Source organism: Rhizobium sp. WSM1274, assembly GCF_025200775.1.
GTDB lineage: Bacteria > Pseudomonadota > Alphaproteobacteria > Rhizobiales > Rhizobiaceae > Rhizobium > Rhizobium leguminosarum_I.
In genome coordinates this window covers 2176909-2197838 of the sequence record NZ_CP104138.1, presented here as the reverse complement: position 1 = coordinate 2197838, position 20930 = coordinate 2176909, and the positions used below count along the sequence as shown (strand labels likewise).

The window sequence follows — 20930 nt, the reverse complement described above, 5'->3', positions numbered from 1 at the left end:
ATCGCATGAAGGAAATTCTCGAGGAACTGGAACGGCGCCGGGGCATTGCCCGCCTCGGCGGCGGCGAGGCGCGTATCGACGCCCAGCATAAGCGCGGCAAGCTGACGGCGCGCGAGCGCATCGACCTCTTCCTCGACGAAGGCTCGTTTGAGGAGTTCGACATGTTCGTCGAACACCGCTCCACCGATTTCGGCATGGATAAGAGCCGTATTGCCGGCGACGGCGTCGTCACCGGCTGGGGCACGGTCAACGGCCGAACGGTGTTCGTCTTTGCCAAGGACTTCACCGTGTTCGGCGGCTCGCTATCGGAAGCGCATGCCGAGAAGATCATGAAGGTGCAGGACATGGCGCTGAAGAACCGCGCGCCGATCGTGGGTATTTATGATGCGGGCGGCGCCCGTATCCAAGAGGGCGTGGCGGCTCTCGGCGGTTATGCGGAGGTATTCCAGCGCAATGTGCTCGCCTCCGGCGTCATACCGCAGATCTCGGTGATCATGGGTCCCTGCGCCGGCGGCGATGTCTATTCGCCTGCCATGACCGATTTCATCTTCATGGTGCGGGACACCTCCTACATGTTCGTTACCGGTCCCGATGTGGTGAAAACCGTCACCAACGAGACGGTGACGGCGGAAGAACTCGGGGGCGCTATCGTGCATACGGTTCGCTCGTCGATTGCCGACGGCGCCTACGACAATGATGTCGAAACCTTGCTGCAGGTGCGCCGGCTGATCGATTTCCTGCCGCTTTCGAATACCGCGCCGCTGCCCGAGATCGAATGCTATCAGTCGGTGACGGAGGTCGACATGTCGCTCGATACGCTGGTGCCGGCGAGCTCCAACAAGCCTTACGACATCAAGGAACTGATCCGGAAGGTGGCGGACGAGGGGGATTTCTTCGAGATCCAGGCGAGCTTTGCCAAAAACATTGTCTGCGGCTTCGGCCGCGTCGAAGGCTCCACCGTCGGTGTCGTCGCCAACCAGCCGATGGTGCTGGCCGGCGTTCTCGACAGCGACGCCTCGCGCAAGGCGGCCCGGTTCGTGCGCTTCTGCGATTGCTTCAACATTCCGATCGTCACCTTCGTCGACGTGCCGGGCTTCCTGCCAGGGACGGCGCAGGAATATGGCGGCCTCATCAAGCACGGCGCCAAGCTGCTCTTTGCCTATGCCGAGGCGACGGTGCCGAAGCTCACCGTCATCACCCGCAAGGCCTTCGGCGGCGCCTATGACGTGATGGCGTCAAAGCATCTTCGCGGCGACCTCAACTATGCCTGGCCGACGGCGCAGATCGCCGTGATGGGCGCCAGGGGTGCTGTCGAGATCATCTTCCGCAAGGATATCGCCGATCCCGAAAAGATCGCCGCGCATACGAAAATGTATGAGGACAGGTTCCTCTCGCCCTTCGTCGCCGCCGAGCGCGGTTATGTCGATGAGGTGATCATGCCGCACTCGACCCGCCGGCGGCTGGCGCGCGGTCTAAAGATGCTGCGCAACAAGGATCTCGCCAATCCGTGGAAGAAACACGACAACATTCCGCTTTGACGGCTGGCCGACGAATAAAACTGTCCGCTCAGGTGTTTAGCTGTCGAAAAAGTGAACGGCCGTCAGCGATCCGTGTGTTCAATCCCTGCGGAGGACAGGCTAACGCTCGACTCTCATTGTTTTAAAGGAGAGGTTTAATGTCAACTTTCGAGCGTCTTTCTGCCTATCGCCCCTATGGGCTGGCCGCTCTCAGAATCATCACCGCGCTGCTGTTCATCGAACACGGCACGATGAAGCTTTTCGCTTTCCCGGCTGCGCAGATGGCCGGCCCGTTGCCGCCGCTGATGCTTTTCGCCGCCCTTCTTGAGCTGATCGGCGGTATCCTCATTCTCGTCGGCCTGCTGACGCGGCCTGTCGCCTTCCTGCTGGCCGGCGAAATGGCGGTCGCCTATTTCATGGCGCATGCCCCGAACAGCTTCTTCCCGGCCGTCAACCAGGGCGACGCCGCGATCCTGTTCTGCTTCGTTTTCCTCTACCTGTTCTTCTCCGGTCCCGGCGCTTTTGCCGTCGATAACCGCAAGGCAGCCTGAACGATACACTGAGGGGCGTCGGCGACGCCCCTCAACCTCACATCAGGCGGTAAGCTTGAGACCGGCGATGCCGGCGACGATCAGCGTGATGCAGGCAAGGCGGGAGACACTTGCCGGATCACCAAGCAGCCAGATGCCGAGACATACGGTGCCGACCGTGCCTATGCCGGTCCAGACCGCATAGGCAGTGCCGATCGGCAGATGCTTCACCGCCAGGCCGAGCAGCACGATGCTGATGACCATCGATATGACGGTCAGCGCCGTCGGCAGCGGCCGGGTGAAGCCACCGGTATATTTAAGGCCGATTGCCCAACCACATTCGAAAAGACCGGCGAGAAATAGCAGAAACCAGGCCATGCGACTCTCCTTGTTGAAGAGCGAGGCCGTCCCCGCGACAGTTGCATCCTGGAGGATGCCGCAGTCGTCTGCGATGAAGCCTATATGCGTGAGGAAGCGGCGGTGTTCAAGATCGGAATCGGCACAGCTGCCATGCCGGCCGCTTCTTGTCGCTTACAGCGCCGCGCGTCGTTCAGACGTGCAAAGGACGCTATCGCACCTTTAGTTGCTGCATCACGGCTGCCCGTCAGCCTCCGCGGCAAGGCTTTTGGCGCGGCGGCAGAGGCGATCGAAGGTTTCGAGGAAGCGTGAGCGGTCTTTCGGGCTGAAGGCGGCGTTGTAGCCCTTGCTCTCGCCGGTTTCGCGCAGGTGCGCGCCGAGATCGCGCATGGCGCTTGCCATGCCGATATTGGTCTCGTCGAAGACGCGCCCTGTGGGTCCGCTGACGAAGGCGCCGGTCGCGACGCAGCGCACGGCGAGCGGCACATCGGCGGTGACAACGACGTCGCCCGTGCCGGCGCGTTCAGCGATCCAGTTGTCGGCGGCATCGAAGGCGTTGGAGACGATGATGTTGCGGATCATCGGATCGCGCGAGGGGCGCAGGCCGGAATTGGCAACGAAGGTAACTTCGAGGCCGTGGCGTTCGGCTACCTTCAGGATTTCCGGCCTTACCGGGCAGGCATCGGCGTCGACATAGATCAAAGGCTGTTTACCTCACTCAGGGCACGAGGCCGAAAAGTGTGCGGTTTTCGCAAGACATCATGCTCTAATTCTTTGATTTAGATCCGGACCTAAAAACTTCCGGATCCAATGCCGACGCCTGATACGCGCGGTTTACTCACGAGTCCAGATTTCGCTCGAAACCTTTTCCGAGCCGCCATAGGTCCAGACACCCTGCCAGCTGCCGTCCGGCTGCTCGAAATACATGGCGATGCCGAAATTCTCCTTGGAGACGTAACCGACGGAGATCGCCGTGTCCTCGTCGCTTGCCGGACCCATTTCGAAACGATCGCCACTGAATTTTGCGCCGAGGCCGGTGCCGATCGACTCGTTCTTGCCGATCATCCAGTCGACGATATAAGTCTCGCCGTTGCGAAGCACCTTGACGGTGCCCCGATACTCGCTGCCGTCCTCGCTGGTGCCGGCGACCTTGTAGGAACCTGTGGGGTCCGCAAGTGCGATGGCGGGCAGTAACACAAATGCGCAAGCCGAAATAACAGTCCGAAAGATCATAGGGTCCCCTTTGCCAAAGCATGAGTGCCAAGCACCGAAGCGGTAACACGAAAGGGCTTCACACTTGGTGAAGCCCTTTGCAGATCCGGCCAGTTATTTTTGGGGTAGCGGGCAGTTTTACTTCAAGCCCGCAGTCTTTATGGCAGTGTTTAGTACAAGACCACGCAGCGGATGCTCTTGCCCTGGTGCATCAGCTCGATGCTTCTGTTGATGTCTTCAAGCGGCGTCGTTGTGGGTGATTATCGGCTCGGTTTGGCTCTTACCTCGCAAGTACCAGGCGACGATCTTCGGCAGTCGGCCGGTGACAAGATGGAGGTCTCCTGGCCGGCGCCGGCCTGCCGATGACCACTGACTTGGGCAAGCCCCGACGCGAAGGTCGACGAACTCGGCTCAAGCGAAAACAGCCATTCGCCCGGTCTCTTCCTCTCAGGCGAATTCCATGATCACGGCATCGACGGCCAGGCTTTCGCCGGCCGCGGCATTGATCTTCGAGACGACGAGATCGCGGTCGGCGCGCAGCACGTTCTCCATCTTCATCGCTTCGACGATCGCAAGCGTCTCACCGGCCTTGACCTCCTGGCCCTCGGCAACTGCGATGGCGACGACGAGGCCGGGCATCGGGCAGAGCAGGAGCTTGGAGGTATCGGGCGGCAGCTTTACCGGCATCAGCCTGTCGAGTTCGGCATGACGCGGCGAAAAGGCCTTGGCAATCACCGAAAGCCCCTGCCAGTCGATACGCAACCCGTTTAGAACGGGGCGAATCTGCGCGGCAATGTCGCGACCTCCGACCTTGCCGCTCCAGACTGGGTCGCCGGGTCTCCAATCGGTGACAACGCTGTTGTTCTCGCCCTCGATCGCGATGTCCATATCGAAGGGGATGGTGACGAGACCGTCGAGCAATCGTGCCGCGACGTACTTGTCGCCGATCTTGACCATCCAATCTTCGCGCAACGCGCCCGATGCGGCGCGCAGGCGATCGGCGAAACGTTCGCGGCGGTTCGTCTCAATCAGCGAAGCGGAGAGGGCAATGCTCGCAAGCACGGCTTCTTCCGCCGGGTCCGGTTTCATCGGCGCAAAACCATCGGGATATTCCTCGGCGATGAAGCCGGTGGACAGCCGGCCTTCGCGCCAGCGCGGATGTTTCATCAGCGCCGACAGGAAAGGAACATTGTGCTCGATGCCATCGACGACGAAGCCGTCGAGCGCCCGGCCCATGGCGTCGATCGCCTCAAGCCGTGTCGGCGCCCAGGTGCAGAGCTTGGCGATCATCGGATCGTAATACATCGAAATCTCGGCACCCTCGAAGACGCCGGTATCGTTGCGGAGGACGACATTGCCGGTCCTGCCTTCCGCCGGCGGGCGGTAACTTGTCAGGCGGCCGATCGAGGGCAGGAAGTTGCGGTAGGGATCTTCGGCATAGAGCCGGCTCTCGATCGCCCAGCCGTCGAGCCTGACATCCTCCTGGGTGAGGGGAAGGGGCTCTCCCGCTGCGACCCGGATCATCTGCTCGACAAGATCGATGCCGGTGATGAGTTCGGTTACGGGATGTTCGACCTGCAGGCGGGTGTTCATTTCGAGGAAATAGAAATTGCGGTCGTGGTCGACGATGAATTCGACCGTGCCGGCGCTCTGGTAGTCGACGGCCTTGGCCAGCGCCACCGATTGCTCGCCCATCGCTTTGCGGGTGGCATCATCGAGGAAGGGCGAGGGCGCCTCTTCCGCCACCTTCTGGTTCCGCCGCTGGATCGAGCATTCGCGTTCGCCGAGGTAGACGACATTGCCATGCGCGTCGGCCAGCACCTGGATCTCGATATGGCGGGGTTCGACGACGAACTTCTCGATGAAGACGCGGTCGTCGCCGAAGGAGCTTTTCGCCTCGGAGCGGGCACGCTCGAAGCCGTCGCGCACTTCTGCCTGGTTCCATGCAATGCGCATGCCCTTGCCGCCGCCACCAGCCGATGCCTTGATCATGACGGGATAACCGATCCCGCCAGCGATCACCTCCGCATGGGCCGCATCCTCGATGATGCCAAGATGGCCAGGCACTGTGGATACACCGGCGGCATTGGCGAATTTCTTCGATTCGATCTTGTCGCCCATCGCCATGATGGCCTTCGGCTTCGGGCCGATGAAGACGATGCCCTGTTTTTCCAGTTCGGCACAGAAGGAGGCGCGTTCGGACAGGAAGCCGTAACCGGGATGCACCGCCTCGGCGCCCGTCGCCTTGCAGGCCGCGATGATCTTTTCGGCAGCCAGATAACTCTCCGACGCTGCGGCCGGGCCGATATGAACAGCCTCGTCGGCCATCTCGACATGCAGCGCGTCCCGATCCGCATCCGAATAGACCGCGACGGTCAGAATGCCCATGCGGCGCGCAGTCTTGATCACGCGGCAGGCGATTTCGCCGCGATTCGCGATCAGGATTTTCTTGAACATCGAGACTCCACCCAGAAATGCATTCCGGAGTTTTACGCATAAAACACCGGAACGCACAATCAGGCTTGCGGAGCGTCAAGCGACAGCGGCTTCCGAGACGGGTTCCTCGTCGACGATGCGCAGCCAGCGGCTGCGCCGCGGCTCGGCATAGTCGCGCAGCTTGACGGCGGCCATGATCCCCGCCCAGTGCGGATGATTGGCGCAGGCCAGAGTTGCTTGCTCGATCTGCTGGAGCACACCATATTCGACCGACGAGACGGGGATAACGCCGCCTTCGGCGACGCTTCTAAAGATGCGCATCGTGAAATCGATGTCCTGGCGGGTGATGGCCCGGCGATCGACGGCACGCGACAGCTTGTAGCCACCGATATTGTCGGTGATCGCCAGGCGGAGCTGATCGAGGGCGAGCGCTCTCAACTCGCCCGGGACATCGGCCGAGATCTCCATGACGTGAAGAATGAGCTCGAGTTCCAGCGCCGAGTTGACGACACTATCGGTCGTAAACATGCGCATGATCCAGGCGACGTTGATTTCATCAAGCGAGCCTTGCGGATAGGTATAATGAACGATGAAGCCGGCGAGCTGCTCCACGAAAAAAGCGTTCCAAGCGGCACATTTTTCAGGGCAGGAATTATTGAGCGCCAACATCGCCACGACATCGTCGGATGTCCGGATGCCCTCCGGAAAAGCATGTTTGCGCAGCAGCACTATATCTTCGGCCGTCAGCCGATGCTTGCCGGCCACCACACAGGCCGGAAAAGCGAGACGAAATTCGCTCATGTTTTAACTCCAGGCTTCATCATGAAACCGGAGACAATTTTAGCGCCGGCGAATTGACGATCCCTCAAGAAGAGGAGTTAACCCGACATTCCCGAGGTCAGGAAGATTTTAACGATTGCGCCTGCAGCCGCTCGCGCCAGATGATGAAGAGGCCAGAGGCAACGATGATGAAGATGCCGATCCATTTGGAAAAGCTCGGGAAATCGTTGAACAGCGCATAACCGAGAACGGTCGCCGAGATGATCTCGAAGTACTGGAACGGCGCAAGCAGCGACAGCGGCGCGAGCCGGAAAGCCCGGACCACCAGCATATGCGCATATCCCGAGATCGAGCCGAGGGCGAGAAGCAGGACAAGGCCGAGCATGGAGGAGGGCAGGGAGACGGTAAAATCGGCATTGCCGGAACTGCTGCCGACGAGAAGGGCAGCCGCCATGAAGACCGTTCCGCCGATGCCGGCCATTGTCTGCATGGTCAGCGGCGAATCGGCCTCGCCGATGGCGCGGTTGAGGAAGAGATAGAGCGAGAACAGAAAGGCGCAGGCGACCGGCAGCAGCGCCTTCAAGCCGAAAATTTCGTAGCTTGGCTGAATGACGATCATGGCGCCGGCGAAACCGACGACGATCGCTGTCCAGCGCCGCCAGCCGACCTTGTCGCCGAGAAACAGCGCCGACAGGGCGGTCAGCATGAAGGGCTCGACGAAATAGATGGCGAAGACATCGGCGAGCGGCATGTATTTGACGGCGACGAAGAACAGCAGGCTTGCAGCACCGTGCAGCACACCGCGCAGCAGGTTCATCCATGGCCGTTTGGCCGAGAGCGCCTTCAGCCCGAAAAGGGCGAAAAGAATCGGCAGGGTGCAGGCAATCTGGAAGAAGAATCGGTAGAAGGTCACCTGACCCGGCGACATCGCCTCGAAGGTCGCCATATATTTGGCGATCGCATCCATGGTCGGCAGGATGAGCATGGCGCCGGACATGATGGCCATGCCCTGCAGGGGATTTTGATGGGACGCTGACATGGCCGCTGATTCTTGCGAGGATGACGCCATCAACCATGAGAAGGCCGGGCGATCAAGCCGAGCAATCGCAAATGGCTTCGAGGTGAAAACGAAATCTTCGCTTAGAAAGCGTTTCCCCGAAGGGAAATGGTGCGGTCGAGAAGACTCGAACTTCCACGGGTTGCCCCACAGCGACCTCAACGCTGCGCGTCTACCAATTCCGCCACGACCGCATCGTGGTAGGTGCCGATTTGCGTCGGCGGGGCAGCATGTAGCAAAAGCATCTGGGGTGCACAAGGGCGATATGACAGTTTTTTTGAAAACCGGTCACAGCATTTGAATTGGCCCCGAAACGGGTCCATATAGCTGTCCGGCCGCCCCTATTTCACAGGCATTTCGGGGAGAGCGGCAAGGAATGGCCATGCTTCGCACCGATCTCGAATTCTCCATGCTTCCCCAACTCGGCACGCGGCCGGTCCGTTGGCGCATCGCCGATGGCCTCATTCCCTATGAGGAGGCGGTGGAGACGATGGAGCGCGAGGTGGCGGTGATATCAGATGGCGGTGATGAGCTCGTCTGGCTCGTCGAACATCCGCCGCTCTATACTGCCGGCACCAGCGCCAATAAGAGGGACCTCGTCCAGCCGGACCGTTTTCCGGTCTTTGCGACCGGGCGTGGCGGTGAATACACTTATCATGGGCCCGGCCAGCGCGTCGCCTATGTCATGCTCGATCTGAAGAGGCGGCGTCAGGACGTGCGCGCCTTCGTTGCCGCCCTTGAAGATGTCGTCATCCGCACGCTCGACATGATGAATGTGCGCGGTGAGCGACGTGAAGATCGCGTCGGCGTCTGGGTGCGCCGGCCGGAAAAGCCATTGCTGGCCGATGGGACGATGGCCGAGGACAAGATCGCCGCCCTCGGCATAAGACTGCGGAAATGGGTGACCTTCCACGGACTGTCGCTCAACGTCGATCCCGATCTCGATCATTTCGGCGGCATCGTGCCCTGCGGGATATCGGCCTATGGCGTGACCAGCCTCGTCGATCTTGGCTTGCCGGTGATGGTGGCTGATGTCGATATCCGGCTGCGCACCGCCTTCGAAGCGGTTTTCGGCGAAACGACCGGCGAGACCTGACTGATCGCGGCGACCGGGGCAATTTGTATCGGAAAGAAAGGCTGGTTTCGGCTGTTTCTAGGGGAACAATGCTTCGTGGAAGCTTTGGCGGTCGCGTGGCGTTGAGGTCGCTGTCGAGGAACCCTTGGACGTTCGAGTCTTTCTACAGTCAGGCTCGGCAATCGCTTCACCATCAGATCTGAGCCAGCGTTTTAACCGATAATTAGCGGCGGAAATATATAGGACATCACAGCAGTGTGAATATGGAAGTCCGAGGACAATGAGAAAAAAAGCAGCGGCAAGCTGGTCGTTCCTCGATGTGTATTTCGTTGTCGATATTATCGAGAAGGTTCTCATCGGTTATTTCTTCGTTGGGATCGTCATGCGGGTCCTGCCGCAGATGCAGGACGATCGCGCGATCATCGACTGCCTGCTGATCGTTTCGGAGGGAGCTGCCGCATTCCTCATCCTGACCCGCCGGCCGACGAGAAATGCGTCGCTACGCTTCTTCGACTGGACGGTTACCGCCATTGGCACGATCTTTCCGCTGCTTGCCGCGCCCTCCGCGACACAGCCGCTAGCGCCGCTCGCATTCTGCGGGACGGTGATGGCGCTCGGTTTCATCTTGCAGATATCGGCAAAGCTGACATTGCGGCGAAGCTTCGGCCTGGTGCCGGCCAATCGCGGCGTCAAGATCGGCGGGCCTTACAAATTTATCCGCCACCCGATGTATGCGGGATATCTGATGACACACATCGGCTTCTTCCTGGCTCATCCGAGCCTTTGGAATTTCGCCATCTATGCGACGGCCCTGGCCGCACAATGTTTCCGCCTCCTGGCGGAAGAAGGTCTGCTCAAGCAGGATCCTGCTTACGAGGCTTTCATGGCCACGACCCGTTACCGGCTCGTTCCATTGGCATTCTAAGACGACATAAAGATGGATTGAAAAGAAAGGGCCGGTTTCCGGCCCTTTCTTTTGTCGGATCCCTTTCTTTAATCGGATCCAGGTCTTCTATCGGTTCAATGCGTCGCGCGACATGCTTCGGTGCGGGAGGCGCCGCTGTCGGCACCTTTGGTGTGGGAGCCCTTCGGGCCGATCATGCTGTGGCATGGGGGCAGCGGCGTGATGCTGGCCGTTGCGGTCTTGTCGACGGCAGGGGCTGCCATGGCGCTCGGTGCAAAACCATCGCTGTCATTGGTATAGTCGCTGGAATAGGCCGGGGCCTTGCGGCTGCTGTAGTGGACCGGGGCCGGTTTCGACGTCGGGCTCGGCGCGAAGCCGTCGCTGTCGTTGGTGTAGTCATCGGAATAGGTCGGCTGGGCGAAGGCAGCGCCTGCAAGGCTGACGGCGAACAGGGAAGCGGCAAGGGTAAATTTGATGCGCATGGGTCTATCTCCTCAATCTGTTGTTGAATTCCACAACATAAACTAACCCTCGGCAAACACGAGTTCGCGCCCCAATTCAGGCAATTTTGTGATAAAAAGGCGACGCAGCCGCGACCTTTTGTCCAAATGAAATCACGGTGTTATCAACGAAATTGACGTTCGCGTTACAAAACCTGCCTAAGTAAAACGGCAAAATACGGTACCTCAAAAGCCGTATCGGGCTACAATCTGGAATTGTTAACTTTTGGTAATGTAACAGGCGGGCGGGAGGGATCGGCGCCTTCCGCCGATTGTCCGTATGCGTGACGCTAGTCCTCGTTCGGGATATGCGCGTCGACACCGGTCAGCTGCAGTTTGTTGCGCACATGATGGACACCGTCGACCGAAAGCGCGGCGAGTTCGACCTTGCGGGCGATGCCGATCGTTTCCACCGAACCTTCCAGGGTGACGACGTGACCGTCTGCATGAACCTCGATGCTGTCGATATCGACATCAGGGATGTTTTCGAGATTGTCGTTCACCCGCGCTTCCAGCTCGTCACTTTCATCGCGTTCGATCGTATCGGCGCGCAGCGAATCCTTCAGGCGGTTCTCGTTGCCGTCCTCATCCGTGCCGTCTATCCGGAAGCCCTTGTTGGGATCGCTGTCGAAATTGGCCGCAGTCTCGCCGTAAGGGCCATTATCCGGGCCGCCGGTGCCGGCGCCGCTGTCATCGGCATAGGGCCAGCCGTCATCGAGGTTGCGTTCTTCGAGGTCGCGATAATCCTCTTCACGGGAAAGCTCAGGCTTTTCCCGGGAAATCGGGGTTTTGTCACCGATCCTTGCCATTGCAGTCGCTCCTTTCTTGCTTTTGCTGGAAACGCCGGCAGCGGCGAATGGTTCGGTGCGGACGGCGATTTGTCAGCCGTGATTGTCAGTTGTGATTGTTAACTCTCGGCCCTCTCCCATTTCTTCACGAGACGGTCGCGCTTCAGCCGCGAGAGGCGCTGCAGCCAGAAAATGCCATCGAGCTGGTCGACTTCGTGCTGGATGCAGATGGCAAGGAAATCTTCGGCACCGTCCTCGTGCACGGCGCCCTCGGCATCCTGATAGCGGAAGCGGATTGCTCGCGGGCGCGTCACCTCGTCGGTCGCGCCAGGCATGGATACGCTGCCTTCGGTATGGCTCACCGTCTCCTTCGAAAACCAGGTGATATGAGGATTGACATAGAGGCGCACGCCGTCGGCCTTGTCGAGTTCCAGCACCGTGACACGGCTGAAGACACCGATATGGGCGGCAGTGATGCCGACGCCGGGGGCTGCGCGCATCGTCGCCAGCAGATCGTCGGCAAGCGTGGCGAGCGAGGAATCGAAGGCCGTCACCGGCGCGCAGACAGTCTTCAGGCCCGGATGTGGATAGCGCAGAATCGGACGGATGGGCATGGGGCAGGCTTCCTCTGCTTGGACGGGTGAGGAAACTATCGCCGGCCGCGGGCCTTGTCATTACGAAGCGCGGTTTGCCGCTTTACGACACCGGTGCTTTGGGCTAGCAGGGGCCAAGAATTCCGGCCGCGGGAGCCTCGCGCTGGATTCACTTATCCGCTTGTTGATAATGTGTTTTCGGCCAACATTTGCGAATGCGGCGCGGCAGTCGTTGAAATTCGAACCAGATGCGAGGGCGGCAGATGACGACGACCGATGGGGAAGACCGCATTCGCAGGCGTCCTGATGACGAGGAAGCCGATATCTACGACGAGGACGGCAATGTCCGCGGCGATTTCCTGGCGCTTGTCGGCGCCGCAATCGCCGATCGCGACACGCTGTTCCTGCGCCAGAATGTCGCCCGGCTGCACGAATCCGAAATAGGCGATCTGCTGGAGGCGATCCAGCCGGATCAGCGCCTGGCGCTGGTACGCCTGCTCGGCGACGATTTCGACATGACGGCGCTGACCGAAGTCGACGAGGCGATCCGCCGCGAGATCGTCGACCAGATGCCGAACGACCAGATCGCCGCCGCGATCGGCGAGCTCGATTCGGACGACGCCGTCTACATTCTCGAAGACCTCGATAAGGAAGACCGGGAAGAAATTCTCGCCCAGCTGCCGTTCACCGAGCGGGTGCGGCTGCGCCGGGCGCTCGATTATCCCGAAAGTTCGGCCGGGCGCCGCATGCAGACGGAATTCGTCGCCGTGCCGCCGTTCTGGACTGTGGGACAGACGATCGACTACATGCGCGACGAGGAGGATCTGCCCTATTCCTTCTCGCAGATCTTCGTCATCGACCCGACCTTCAAGCTGCTCGGCGCCGTTGATCTCGATCAGATCCTGCGCACCAAGCGGCAGACGAAAATCGAGCAGATCATGCGCGAGACGAACCATCCGGTTCCAGCCGAGATGGATCAGGAGGAGGCTGCCCAGCTCTTCGAGCAGTACGACCTTCTCTCGGCCGCCGTCGTTGATGAGAACGGCCGGCTGGTCGGCGTGTTGACAATCGACGACGTCGTCGACGTCATCCACGAGGAGGCGGACGAGGACATCAAGCGCCTCGGCGGCGTCGGCGACGAAGAGCTTTCGGACAATGTGCTCTCGACGGTGCGTTCGCGCTTCCTGTGGCTTTTGATCAACCTTGGCACGGCGATGCTGTCGGCCAGTGTCATCGGGCTGTTTGACGGCTCGATCGAGAAGATGATTGCGCTTGCCGTGCTGATGCCGATCGTCGCCTCGATGGGCGGCAATGCCGGCACGCAGACGATGACGGTGACGGTGCGCGCGCTCGCGACCCGCGATCTCGACATCTACAATGCCGGCCGCATCATCCGCAGGGAGGCGGGCGTCGGCATCCTGAACGGCATCGTCTTCGCGACGATCATGGGCGCCATCGCCGGGATCTGGTTCCAAAGTTACCAGCTCGGTGCGGTGATCGCAGCGGCGATGGTCATCAACCTGATGGCAGCCGCTCTTGCCGGCATCCTTCTGCCGCTGCTGCTCGACAAGATGGGCGCCGACCCGGCGATCGCCTCTTCCGTCTTCGTCACGACAGTGACCGATTGTACCGGCTTCTTCGCCTTTCTCGGCATCGCTACCTGGTGGTTCGGCATCTGAACGGCCAAAAATTGACTATTACGTAAAAGTCAATATTATCGTCTGTCCGACGACGGGGAACACATGCCGGTGAACAAATATTATAGCATAACGGAACTGACGCGCGAATTCGGGGTCTCGACGCGCACGCTCCGCTTCTACGAGGACGAGGGACTGATCCATCCGGAGAGGCGCGGGCGCACCCGTCTGTTCCGGCAGGCCGACCGGCGCCTCATCGGGGAAATCCTCCGCGGCCGGCGCATCGGTTTCACCATCGCAGAAATCCGCGAGATCATACAGGTCTACAAGGAGCCGCCGGGCGAACTCGGCCAGCTGAAGCTCCTGATGAAGCGCGTCGACGAGAAGCGCGACGACCTGCGCCAGAAGCGCAAGGATATCGACGACACGCTGGCGGAACTCGACTCTATCGAAGAGACCTGCCTCGGCCGCCTCGCCGAAATCGGCGTCACCACCTGAAAAGCGGCTACGGGGTTGCCAACCTCTATTGTGCCTCGGCGCTGCATTCGGCGGCGATCGTCTGGACCCGCTCGTCGTTCCGAATATCGATCTTTCCCGCCTGCAACGGCGTGAACAGGGCTTGGGCCTGCAATTTGTCCAGCGTGCACTGGCAGAAGCCACGGCAAAGCGCTTCGCCTTGCTGCATGACGCAAGAGGCGTTGCATTGCCTTAGGTAAGTCGCGAGCGGATCCGGCGCCTGCGGCGGGACGACGAGGGAAAGCCCATAGGCGATGCCGATCAACACCGGCTGATGGATGAGATAGAAAGCAAGGCTGTGGCGGCCGAGCCTTGCCGGCCACCAGGAACCGGTGCCAATGGCGGCAAGCCGCTGGGGCAGCCTGGTTTTGATGGCGATCGAGGCGATACTCAATCCAGCGAGGAAGGGCACTGCCCAGGGAAATAGCGGGACGTAGTCGTTAGAGCGTTCCGGCGTAACGGCAAGGCCGATCCAAGCGAGATATCTGGGATCGAAGAAGGATGAGCGAAGCAGGCCGGGCGGCCCGAAATTGTCGGTGATCCAGGCGGCAAAGAGCGCGAGCGTGGCGATGAGCGTGAAGGCGAGCGGCAACCTCAAAAAAACGACGCCGATAAGCGTGAGCACCGCGATACAATGCAGGATGCCGAAATAGATCCACTCGTTCGGCATCGCGATGCGCGTGGCGATCGAGATCAGCGCGGCTGCCGCGGCGATCATGCCGAAGCGCTTCCAGTAGGAGGGCCAGCGAATCTCGGGCGTGCTCGAGAGCACCAGGCTGATGCCGACGATGAAGAGAAAGGTCGTGGCGATCGCCCGGGCATAGATCTTCAGCCAGCCGGTTTCGGCCGTGCCCGGCGCGAGATAGCCCATGAACTCCATGTCCCAGCTGAAATGGTAGCTCGCCATGGCGATCAGCGCGACGCCGCGCGCCGTATCCAATAGACCGATGCGCGGCGGTTTTACCGCCGCATCGGCTTTCGTTGCCGGCAATATCATCAAAGTCCCTCGGGCAAATCATTTCCGCCGCTCGACGGACTATCGCGGCCAATAGCAGAAAGGTGGAGATTTGAAGGCGGACCGGCATCCATGATCGCCAGTCGCGCCTGCGAGAAAAATTGCCGGCGTGTCAGCACGAAGATGACGATCGCCGTCGTCATCATGAAGACATAGGGGTTGATGAACCAGCCGAGATAGCCGATCGACAGGAAGATCGCCCTGAGCCCCTCGTTGAAATTGCTGCCGGCAATAACGTTCATGCGGATGACGCGTTCGGCCGCCCGCTCGGCGGCGATGACGTCGCGCTCGCTGTCGCGCATCATCGGGATCGAGCCGAAGAGAATTGTGCAGTAGTTGAACAGTCGATAGGACCAGCCGAATTTGAAGAAGGCGTAGCCGAAAAGCGCTGCCAGCCCACCGACCTTCATCTCGAAGACGGCATGGCCGCCATGGAAGACGAAGGGCAGGTCGGCGAAGACGGCATCGACCTTCTCCGTCGCGCCGAGCAAAGCAAAGCAGCTGCCGATCGCGAAGATCGAGGTCGAGGCAAAGAAGGCGGTGCCGTTCTGCAGGCCGGCCATGATCTGCGTGTCGATCATCTTCAGGTCGCGGCGCAGCGAATTGTAGATCCACTCCCGGCGCCGTTCGGTCATCGCATGGGTCAGGCTGGTGCGTCCGAAGAAGGTGCGGCCGTGGAGCAGCCAGGAATAGCCCATCCAGACAAAGGCAAAGAAAGTCAGAGCGATATAATCCGCCGTCGTCATCAGTGATTCGGTCTCCGCATGAACGCGACCACTATGCCGCAAGTCGGATTATGCTGCATGGCCGAGTTCGGCGGCTTTACGCGAGTTTGGCCATGCGGCAGTTCGGCATAATCGAGCCGTCGGGAAACGACAAGGCTTGGCGGATAGCCGACCGGCATCTTCTGGGCCTAAATGAAGCAATGCGGTGATCCGTCAGCCTGGGGATTAGGGATGGAACCCAAAGAACGAGAAAAGGACGGCGCTACCCCTCCCGCGCCTCAATCATCCCCACCCGCGTCGCATGCCGGCCGCCCTCGAAACGAGCGGTCGGGAATGCATCGACGATATCGAGCGCCAGCCCTTCGCCCACCACGCGCACGCCAATCGAAAGCATATTGGCATCGTTGTGCTGGCGGATCATGCGGGCTGAGAACGGGTCTGCGCAGACGCCGCAACGGATGCCCTTTACCTTGTTCGCCGCCATCATGATGCCTTGGCTGCTACCGCATAAAATGATGCCCAAAGCGGCAATCGCCGGAGGCGACAAGACGCGCCGCCGCTTGGCCGTGGTGAGGATAGTGTGTGCTCTCCGGCGTTTTCGGTCCGATATCGACCGCTATCCAGCCTTGCGGCGCGATATGACCGGCAATAGCCTGCCGGAGCTGAATGGCGGCGTGGTCGCTGAAGAGGGCGATGCGGTTGGTGGCTGTCATGGAGAAGTGGTTCCGTTTTCCAAAGCAATTTGCCGTCTTGACGATGCATGCTCGCGCCGCACCAGTCTAGAGGTGCGCGAGCAGGGCGTCGTGTTAACCGCTTGTAAAGTCGTGATGGCCAATTGTTCAGGACTGAACCTGAACTCCGAATTCACAAGTGACCCATGAGTCGGCCGGATTACATCCCGAGTCTCGATGGCCTGCGCGGTGTCGCTGCGCTTCTGGTCGTTGGAGCCCATATTGGCCTTATCTTTCCGATCACAGCTCCGCATCTCGTGACGATGGGCGACGAAGCTGTCGGTCTATTTTTTGCTCTCAGCGGCTTCCTGATGGCTCATCTCTACGGCTCACGGCCGGTTACGAGAGAAAATGTGCTGGATTTTCTGGTGAGCCGCTTTGCCCGCATCTATCCGGTTTACCTGGCGGCTGTCATTCTCGTGGCGATGCTGTCGAGCATGCAAAATCTGGATTTTATTCAGCCGATCGTTAGTGGCACGGACTTTGTACGTCATATCTTTCTTCTCGGCTCGAGTGGTGTTTTCTGGTCGATACCACCCGAGATCCAGTTCTATCTGCTCTTTCCTGTCCTGTGGCTTTGCTTGGCCCAGCCGCACCGCTATAGCGGCATAATTGTGGGCCTCACCGTGGCCGTCGTCGTGGATGGCCTGGGAGGATTGCCAGGCCCGGGAATCCTGCTCGTCTCCAAGCTCCCTTACTTTCTGTTCGGCGCACTTGCCGGAATGATGCATTCCTACTGGAACAGCTGGATTCCATCTGCCCTCACAGGCATTTTAACGCTCTTCGCTCTGGCGGTGTTTTTCACGTACCGGCATATCTTGCCCGGCTTTTCCCCGGAATTTTGGAGCCTGCAAAGTGCGGTGGCCGCGGCCGTCATTGTCGGGCTCGTCGCTCGACAGCCTCCCATCGCAGCCCGTGTCCTGGCAGCTGGGCCGGTACGGTTTTTCGGAAAGATCAGCTTTTCACTTTACCTTTTCCATGTGCCCGTCATGTTCCTAGCGCGTCTGACTTTTGATGCATTGATGCCGGAGTCGGCGCTCATCATGGTGACGCTTTTCGTTGCGGCAGTCGGGGCATGGTTCATCCACGAGACGATCGAGGTTCCAGGCCGAAGGTGGCTGGTCCAGCTATGGCAGGATAATCGCTCGCGTCTGGTTTGGCGCGAGACTCCAGTTGGCCAAATGAACCGCGCTATCCTCGACCTGCAGGAGATCGAAAAACGCCTGCTGAACGGGGCAACGTCAACCATGGTCGATCAACGACAGATCTCGACGACGTCCACCCCACCGGATGGAGCTGACGGCACGGTCATTCAAGATGATCGTAACGAGAAGCTTCGCGCATAGCGCAGTTGCCGCTCGTCGTCATTGACTTGGTATTGCGCTCAGAGTTCTTGGGCCAGTCCGATGAGAAGCCCTTCAGGCCCGCGGATGTAGCAGAGCCGATACGTGTCTTGATAGTCCACGACTTCGCCTACGAGCTGCGCGCCGCGCTTGCGCAGCCTATCAAGCGTCTCATTGATGTCGTCAACGGCGAACATGACGCGGAGGTAGCCGAGCGCGTTGACCGGGGCGTTGCGGTGATCTGCGACGACAGGCGGCGTGAGAAAGCGGGAGAGCTCGAGCCGGCTATGGCCATCCGGTGTGCGCATCATGGCAATCTCGACATGCTGATTGCCCAGTCCAGTGACACGTCCGGCCCATTCTCCCTCAATCGTGGCCCGCCCTTCGAGCTCGAGGCCGAGCTCGCGAAAGAAATCAATCGTCTCTTCGAGGTCATCGACGACGATTCCTACGTTGTCCATCCGTTTGAGCGCCATGTGTCCAATCTCCCAATCTGCAAGGTTCTAGCATCGACGTCAGCAGGACATTGAGAGTCGGTGCAGACTGTCAAGATAAAGGCAACCGGTTCTTCCTCCGCCTAGGCTTCATTGAATGCAGCAATCATTGGTAAGGCGGACCGCTTGGTTTAGCGCGTGACCCCCGAAAATCGGATTCGATTTTCGGAAGGGATTATGCGCACACTCAAAGTGCCAGCGCGTCCTATGGGACACGCGGCGCTCCAGTGCGCAGCCGGAATGTCGCACCAGCTCCATGCGATGTCGGTGTGCTGCACGGATTCGAAACCGACCTCGCTTAAGCTTGCATCCTCATATTCAGAAGGCGCACCCATGTTTCTCTCGGTATTTGATGTCTTCAAAATCGGTGTCGGGCCGTCGAGTTCACACACGATGGGTCCGATGTCGGCCGCCAACCGGTTCCTGGAGCTGATCCTGTCGAACGAATGGCCGCGCCCGTCATCGGGCGCGCAGGTCACGGCCATCAAGGTCAGCCTGCACGGCTCGCTCGCCCATACCGGTATCGGCCACGGCACGGGCAGGGCTGTCATTCTCGGATTGATGGGCGAGGTGCCCGACAGCGTCGATCCCGACAGGATGGACGGCATCGTCGACACGGTGGAGCGCACCGGCCGCATCACGCCGGATGGGCATCCCGCGTATCAGTTCCAGCCGAAAACCGACTTGGTCTTCGACAAGAAACAGCCATTGCCCGGCCATGCAAACGGCATGGTTTTTTCCGCCTATGACAGGGACGGCCGGCTGCTCGTCAAGCGCGTCTATTATTCGGTCGGCGGCGGCTTCGTCGTCACCGACACCGAGCTGGAACAGATGCGAGCGAAGAAGAACGCGGCCGGCGGCACGCGCGTACCCTATCCCTTCTCCACCGCCAAGCAGATGCTCGAAATGGCGGAGCGCTCCGGGCTGTCGATCGCGCAGATGAAGCGGGCGAACGAGGAGAGCCAGCGCTCACGCGAGGAGCTCGATCAGGGGCTCGATCGCATCTGGGAGGCGATGCGGTCCTGCATCGAGCGCGGCCTCAAGGTCGATGGCATCATGCCCGGCGGCCTCAACGTCAAGCGCCGCGCCCGCAGGATTCACGACAAGCTGGAGGAGGAGTGGCGCAGCAACCGCGTCAACCCGCTGCTCGCCAATGATTGGCTGAGCGTCTATGCGATGGCCGTCAACGAGGAGAATGCAGCCGGCGGGCGTGTCGTCACGGCGCCGACCAACGGGGCGGCCGGCGTCATTCCGGCAACGATCCGCTACTATGAGCATTTCCACGAGGACTGGGACCAGAACGGCATCCGCGACTACCTGCTGACGGCCGCTGCCATCGGCGGCATCATCAAACACAATGCCTCAATCTCGGGCGCCGAGGTCGGCTGCCAGGGCGAGGTCGGCTCGGCTGCGGCGATGGCCGCCGCGGGCCTTGCCGCCGTCATGGGGGGCACGCCGGAGCAGATCGAAAACGCTGCCGAGATTGCGCTCGAACATCATCTCGGCATGACCTGCGATCCAGTCGCGGGCCTGGTGCAGGTTCCCTGCATCGAGCGCAACGCGCTCGGCGCGGTCAAGGCGGTCACTGCGGCATCACTTGCCGTCAAGGGCGACGGCCAGCATTTCGTGCCGCTCGATGCCTGTATCGAGACGATGCGCCAGACCGGCCACGACATGAGCGAGAAATACAAGGAGACCTCGACCGGAGGTCTTGCGGTCAACGTCGTTGAATGCTGAGTTTGTGGACGCTTGACGTTGCAGCACCATGCGTCCTTTCAGACGCGCAAAGGACGCTTGTAACACTTTGAACTGCTGCATAATTTCATCCTTAGATCGATTCCGGTCTAAGAATAAAATTATGCTCGAGGTGCTTGACGCTCGCTGCCAAAAGGATTTCAACGGCGGCATGGCATTGCATCTCATCAAACTCTGCGTCGGCGCCGACTCGATCGACGATCTGCGCGAATGGGTGGCGGAACGCTCGCTGCGCGCCATTGCCGCCGGCCTCGAGCCGCATTCGGTGCATACGACGCGCATGGCGCCGAAACGCATGGAGGAATTGCTTGACGGCGGCTCGCTCTACTGGGTGATCAAGGGGCAGGTGCAGGCCAGGCAGAAGCTGCTCGGCATCGAGACCTTCACGGACGGCGAGGGCATCTCGCGCTGCCGCCTGATGCTCGGCCCGGAGGTCATCGAGACGGCCGTGCAGCCGAAACGTCCCTTCCAGGGCTGGCGTTATTACACTGAAGATGACGTGCCGCGCGACCTGACAAGTCTTGGCGCCGGCATTGCCGAAATGCCCGCTGATCTTCGCCGCGAACTCACGGACCTTGGTCTGCTCTAATCCCCGGAAATCGAAGCGGACTTCCGGAAAGGTTTATGCGTGGGTTGAAGGTGACGGCGTGCCCCGTTCGGGCACGCGGCACTCCGCAGCTCAGCGCAGGCGCAGCTGCACCGGCGCGCTGCCGCCGGGGGATGTCACATGCAGGTGGATGCGGGCTTCGGGTTGGGAGTAGCGCCAGGCGCGCGCACCATGGCACAGCAGCAGATTGATAAGATCCCGGGTCTTCGGAGACTTCGCCTTCGGTCGTTGCAGGCCAATCTCGGCAAGGCGCAAAGCCGCCTCGTGCAGCGGATGCAGAGATGAGCGCCCCTTGGCCGCCATGCGGCGGTCTGAAGGCATTCCTGGAAAATTCTCATTAATCGCCATTGTTTTCCCC

22 protein-coding genes, 1 tRNA gene and 1 pseudogene are annotated in these 20930 nt (G+C 60.3%); 9 read left to right on the top strand and 15 right to left on the bottom strand.

Annotated elements, in window-relative coordinates; genetic code table 11:
- Positions 1–5: 5 nt before the first annotated feature.
- Together N2600_RS11160 and N2600_RS11155 are read left to right on the top strand one after the other, a co-directional pair.
- Entirely contained in the window at positions 6–1538 is a 1533-nt protein-coding gene (locus tag N2600_RS11160) for an acyl-CoA carboxylase subunit beta (protein ID WP_170278150.1), read from the top strand.
- Positions 1539–1675: 137 nt separating this feature from the next.
- Positions 1676–2068, top strand: a complete 393-nt coding sequence (locus N2600_RS11155; RefSeq protein ID WP_003559672.1) for a DoxX family protein — start codon at positions 1676–1678, stop codon at positions 2066–2068.
- Between the two features lie 42 nt (positions 2069–2110).
- Here N2600_RS11155 and sugE read toward each other — a convergent pair whose 3' ends face one another.
- The 7 genes from sugE to N2600_RS11115 all read right to left on the bottom strand — a co-directional run bounded on the left by sugE (position 2111) and on the right by N2600_RS11115 (position 8083).
- Positions 2111–2425 carry a quaternary ammonium compound efflux SMR transporter SugE gene (gene sugE / locus N2600_RS11150; protein WP_260110906.1) on the bottom strand — a complete coding sequence of 105 codons (315 nt, stop codon included), beginning with the start codon at positions 2423–2425 and terminating at the stop codon, positions 2111–2113.
- A gap of 213 nt (positions 2426–2638) precedes the next feature.
- Positions 2639–3106, bottom strand: a complete 468-nt coding sequence (locus N2600_RS11145; protein WP_260298747.1) for a YaiI/YqxD family protein — start codon at positions 3104–3106, stop codon at positions 2639–2641.
- A 132-nt stretch (positions 3107–3238) separates the two neighbouring features.
- Positions 3239–3637 (bottom strand): hypothetical protein, encoded by a 399-nt coding sequence (locus tag N2600_RS11140; RefSeq protein ID WP_222385090.1) that lies wholly within the window; start codon positions 3635–3637, stop codon positions 3239–3241.
- Between the two features lie 426 nt (positions 3638–4063).
- Complete coding sequence (locus N2600_RS11130; protein ID WP_260110905.1) at positions 4064–6073, bottom strand: acetyl-CoA carboxylase biotin carboxylase subunit; 2010 nt, start codon at positions 6071–6073, stop codon at positions 4064–4066.
- A gap of 75 nt (positions 6074–6148) precedes the next feature.
- Positions 6149–6853 carry a hypothetical protein gene (locus N2600_RS11125; protein WP_260298746.1) on the bottom strand — a complete coding sequence of 235 codons (705 nt, stop codon included), beginning with the start codon at positions 6851–6853 and terminating at the stop codon, positions 6149–6151.
- 97 nt (positions 6854–6950) lie between these two features.
- Entirely contained in the window at positions 6951–7901 is a 951-nt protein-coding gene (locus tag N2600_RS11120) for a DMT family transporter (protein ID WP_017964428.1), read from the bottom strand.
- Between the two features lie 97 nt (positions 7902–7998).
- Positions 7999–8083: transfer RNA gene (locus N2600_RS11115), tRNA-Leu, on the bottom strand.
- A 182-nt stretch (positions 8084–8265) separates the two neighbouring features.
- Between N2600_RS11115 and lipB the strand changes: the two genes are divergently transcribed.
- Positions 8266–8985, top strand: a complete 720-nt coding sequence (gene lipB / locus N2600_RS11110; protein ID WP_260110903.1) for a lipoyl(octanoyl) transferase LipB — start codon at positions 8266–8268, stop codon at positions 8983–8985.
- Positions 8986–9244: 259 nt separating this feature from the next.
- Positions 9245–9889: a methyltransferase family protein gene (locus tag N2600_RS11105; RefSeq protein ID WP_222294846.1), complete on the top strand. Its 645-nt coding sequence runs from the start codon at positions 9245–9247 to the stop codon at positions 9887–9889.
- Positions 9890–9984: 95 nt separating this feature from the next.
- Here N2600_RS11105 and N2600_RS11100 read toward each other — a convergent pair whose 3' ends face one another.
- The 3 genes from N2600_RS11100 to N2600_RS11090 all read right to left on the bottom strand — a co-directional run bounded on the left by N2600_RS11100 (position 9985) and on the right by N2600_RS11090 (position 11770).
- Positions 9985–10350 (bottom strand): hypothetical protein, encoded by a 366-nt coding sequence (locus tag N2600_RS11100; protein ID WP_222385086.1) that lies wholly within the window; start codon positions 10348–10350, stop codon positions 9985–9987.
- Between the two features lie 308 nt (positions 10351–10658).
- The gene (locus N2600_RS11095; RefSeq protein ID WP_260110902.1) at positions 10659–11177 is read right to left on the bottom strand and encodes a BON domain-containing protein; all 519 of its coding nucleotides are present in this window, start codon (positions 11175–11177) and stop codon (positions 10659–10661) included.
- A 98-nt stretch (positions 11178–11275) separates the two neighbouring features.
- The gene (locus N2600_RS11090) at positions 11276–11770 is read right to left on the bottom strand and encodes a peptide deformylase (protein ID WP_260110901.1); all 495 of its coding nucleotides are present in this window, start codon (positions 11768–11770) and stop codon (positions 11276–11278) included.
- A 242-nt stretch (positions 11771–12012) separates the two neighbouring features.
- On the opposite strand from N2600_RS11090, the gene mgtE reads away from it, so the two are divergent.
- Both mgtE and N2600_RS11080 read left to right on the top strand, forming a co-directional pair.
- Complete coding sequence (mgtE, locus tag N2600_RS11085) at positions 12013–13428, top strand: magnesium transporter (RefSeq protein ID WP_260110900.1); 1416 nt, start codon at positions 12013–12015, stop codon at positions 13426–13428.
- 63 nt (positions 13429–13491) lie between these two features.
- Entirely contained in the window at positions 13492–13884 is a 393-nt protein-coding gene (locus N2600_RS11080) for a MerR family transcriptional regulator (protein WP_018072195.1), read from the top strand.
- A 25-nt stretch (positions 13885–13909) separates the two neighbouring features.
- Here N2600_RS11080 and N2600_RS11075 read toward each other — a convergent pair whose 3' ends face one another.
- The 3 genes and pseudogenes from N2600_RS11075 to rpiB all read right to left on the bottom strand — a co-directional run bounded on the left by N2600_RS11075 (position 13910) and on the right by rpiB (position 16355).
- Positions 13910–14899 (bottom strand): heparan-alpha-glucosaminide N-acetyltransferase, encoded by a 990-nt coding sequence (locus tag N2600_RS11075; RefSeq protein WP_260298745.1) that lies wholly within the window; start codon positions 14897–14899, stop codon positions 13910–13912.
- On the bottom strand, positions 14899–15663 hold the full coding sequence (locus N2600_RS11070) for a DUF599 domain-containing protein (protein WP_017964420.1): 765 nt from the start codon (positions 15661–15663) through the stop codon (positions 14899–14901). The genes N2600_RS11075 and N2600_RS11070 overlap by 1 nt, the downstream gene beginning before the upstream one ends.
- 241 nt (positions 15664–15904) lie before the next feature.
- A pseudogene (gene rpiB / locus N2600_RS34460) lies at positions 15905–16355 on the bottom strand (ribose 5-phosphate isomerase B).
- Positions 16356–16519: 164 nt separating this feature from the next.
- On the opposite strand from rpiB, the gene N2600_RS11055 reads away from it, so the two are divergent.
- Positions 16520–17719, top strand: coding sequence for an acyltransferase family protein (locus N2600_RS11055; RefSeq protein ID WP_260298742.1), 1200 nt, complete (start codon positions 16520–16522; stop codon positions 17717–17719).
- Between the two features lie 38 nt (positions 17720–17757).
- On the opposite strand, the gene N2600_RS11050 is transcribed toward N2600_RS11055, so the two are convergent.
- Positions 17758–18192 carry a VOC family protein gene (locus tag N2600_RS11050; RefSeq protein WP_222294851.1) on the bottom strand — a complete coding sequence of 145 codons (435 nt, stop codon included), beginning with the start codon at positions 18190–18192 and terminating at the stop codon, positions 17758–17760.
- 351 nt (positions 18193–18543) lie between these two features.
- Here N2600_RS11050 and N2600_RS11045 point away from each other — a divergent pair, with 351 nt between their 5' ends.
- Together N2600_RS11045 and N2600_RS11040 are read left to right on the top strand one after the other, a co-directional pair.
- Positions 18544–19947 (top strand): L-serine ammonia-lyase, encoded by a 1404-nt coding sequence (locus tag N2600_RS11045; RefSeq protein WP_260298741.1) that lies wholly within the window; start codon positions 18544–18546, stop codon positions 19945–19947.
- A 169-nt stretch (positions 19948–20116) separates the two neighbouring features.
- Positions 20117–20554, top strand: a complete 438-nt coding sequence (locus N2600_RS11040) for a DUF1489 family protein (RefSeq protein ID WP_026154161.1) — start codon at positions 20117–20119, stop codon at positions 20552–20554.
- Positions 20555–20644: 90 nt separating this feature from the next.
- Here the strand turns inward: N2600_RS11040 and N2600_RS11035 are convergent, their stop codons facing one another.
- Positions 20645–20920: a hypothetical protein gene (locus N2600_RS11035; protein WP_170261440.1), complete on the bottom strand. Its 276-nt coding sequence runs from the start codon at positions 20918–20920 to the stop codon at positions 20645–20647.
- Positions 20921–20930: the final 10 nt, after the last annotated feature.

Excerpts from the sequence above, each read along its gene's own strand:
- N2600_RS11045 (WP_260298741.1), top strand. The coding sequence starts at position 18,544 with ATGTTTCTCTCGGTATTTGATGTCTTCAAAATCGGTGTCGGGCCGTCG.
- lipB (WP_260110903.1), top strand. The coding sequence starts at position 8,266 with ATGGCCATGCTTCGCACCGATCTCGAATTCTCCATGCTTCCCCAACTC.
- N2600_RS11155 (WP_003559672.1), top strand. The coding sequence starts at position 1,676 with ATGTCAACTTTCGAGCGTCTTTCTGCCTATCGCCCCTATGGGCTGGCC.
- N2600_RS11105 (WP_222294846.1), top strand. The coding sequence starts at position 9,245 with ATGAGAAAAAAAGCAGCGGCAAGCTGGTCGTTCCTCGATGTGTATTTC.
- N2600_RS11050 (WP_222294851.1), bottom strand. The coding sequence starts at position 18,192 with ATGGCGCTCAAACGGATGGACAACGTAGGAATCGTCGTCGATGACCTC.
- N2600_RS11040 (WP_026154161.1), top strand. The coding sequence starts at position 20,117 with ATGGCATTGCATCTCATCAAACTCTGCGTCGGCGCCGACTCGATCGAC.
- N2600_RS11095 (WP_260110902.1), bottom strand. The coding sequence starts at position 11,177 with ATGGCAAGGATCGGTGACAAAACCCCGATTTCCCGGGAAAAGCCTGAG.
- N2600_RS11100 (WP_222385086.1), bottom strand. The coding sequence starts at position 10,350 with ATGCGCATCAAATTTACCCTTGCCGCTTCCCTGTTCGCCGTCAGCCTT.
- N2600_RS11075 (WP_260298745.1), bottom strand. The coding sequence starts at position 14,899 with ATGATATTGCCGGCAACGAAAGCCGATGCGGCGGTAAAACCGCCGCGC.
- N2600_RS11080 (WP_018072195.1), top strand. The coding sequence starts at position 13,492 with ATGCCGGTGAACAAATATTATAGCATAACGGAACTGACGCGCGAATTC.
- N2600_RS11120 (WP_017964428.1), bottom strand. The coding sequence starts at position 7,901 with ATGGCGTCATCCTCGCAAGAATCAGCGGCCATGTCAGCGTCCCATCAA.
- sugE (WP_260110906.1), bottom strand. The coding sequence starts at position 2,425 with ATGGCCTGGTTTCTGCTATTTCTCGCCGGTCTTTTCGAATGTGGTTGG.
- N2600_RS11055 (WP_260298742.1), top strand. The coding sequence starts at position 16,520 with ATGAGTCGGCCGGATTACATCCCGAGTCTCGATGGCCTGCGCGGTGTC.
- N2600_RS11090 (WP_260110901.1), bottom strand. The coding sequence starts at position 11,770 with ATGCCCATCCGTCCGATTCTGCGCTATCCACATCCGGGCCTGAAGACT.
- N2600_RS11140 (WP_222385090.1), bottom strand. The coding sequence starts at position 3,637 with ATGATCTTTCGGACTGTTATTTCGGCTTGCGCATTTGTGTTACTGCCC.
- N2600_RS11130 (WP_260110905.1), bottom strand. The coding sequence starts at position 6,073 with ATGTTCAAGAAAATCCTGATCGCGAATCGCGGCGAAATCGCCTGCCGC.
- N2600_RS11070 (WP_017964420.1), bottom strand. The coding sequence starts at position 15,663 with ATGACGACGGCGGATTATATCGCTCTGACTTTCTTTGCCTTTGTCTGG.
- N2600_RS11035 (WP_170261440.1), bottom strand. The coding sequence starts at position 20,920 with ATGGCGATTAATGAGAATTTTCCAGGAATGCCTTCAGACCGCCGCATG.
- N2600_RS11125 (WP_260298746.1), bottom strand. The coding sequence starts at position 6,853 with ATGAGCGAATTTCGTCTCGCTTTTCCGGCCTGTGTGGTGGCCGGCAAG.
- mgtE (WP_260110900.1), top strand. The coding sequence starts at position 12,013 with ATGACGACGACCGATGGGGAAGACCGCATTCGCAGGCGTCCTGATGAC.
- N2600_RS11160 (WP_170278150.1), top strand. The coding sequence starts at position 6 with ATGAAGGAAATTCTCGAGGAACTGGAACGGCGCCGGGGCATTGCCCGC.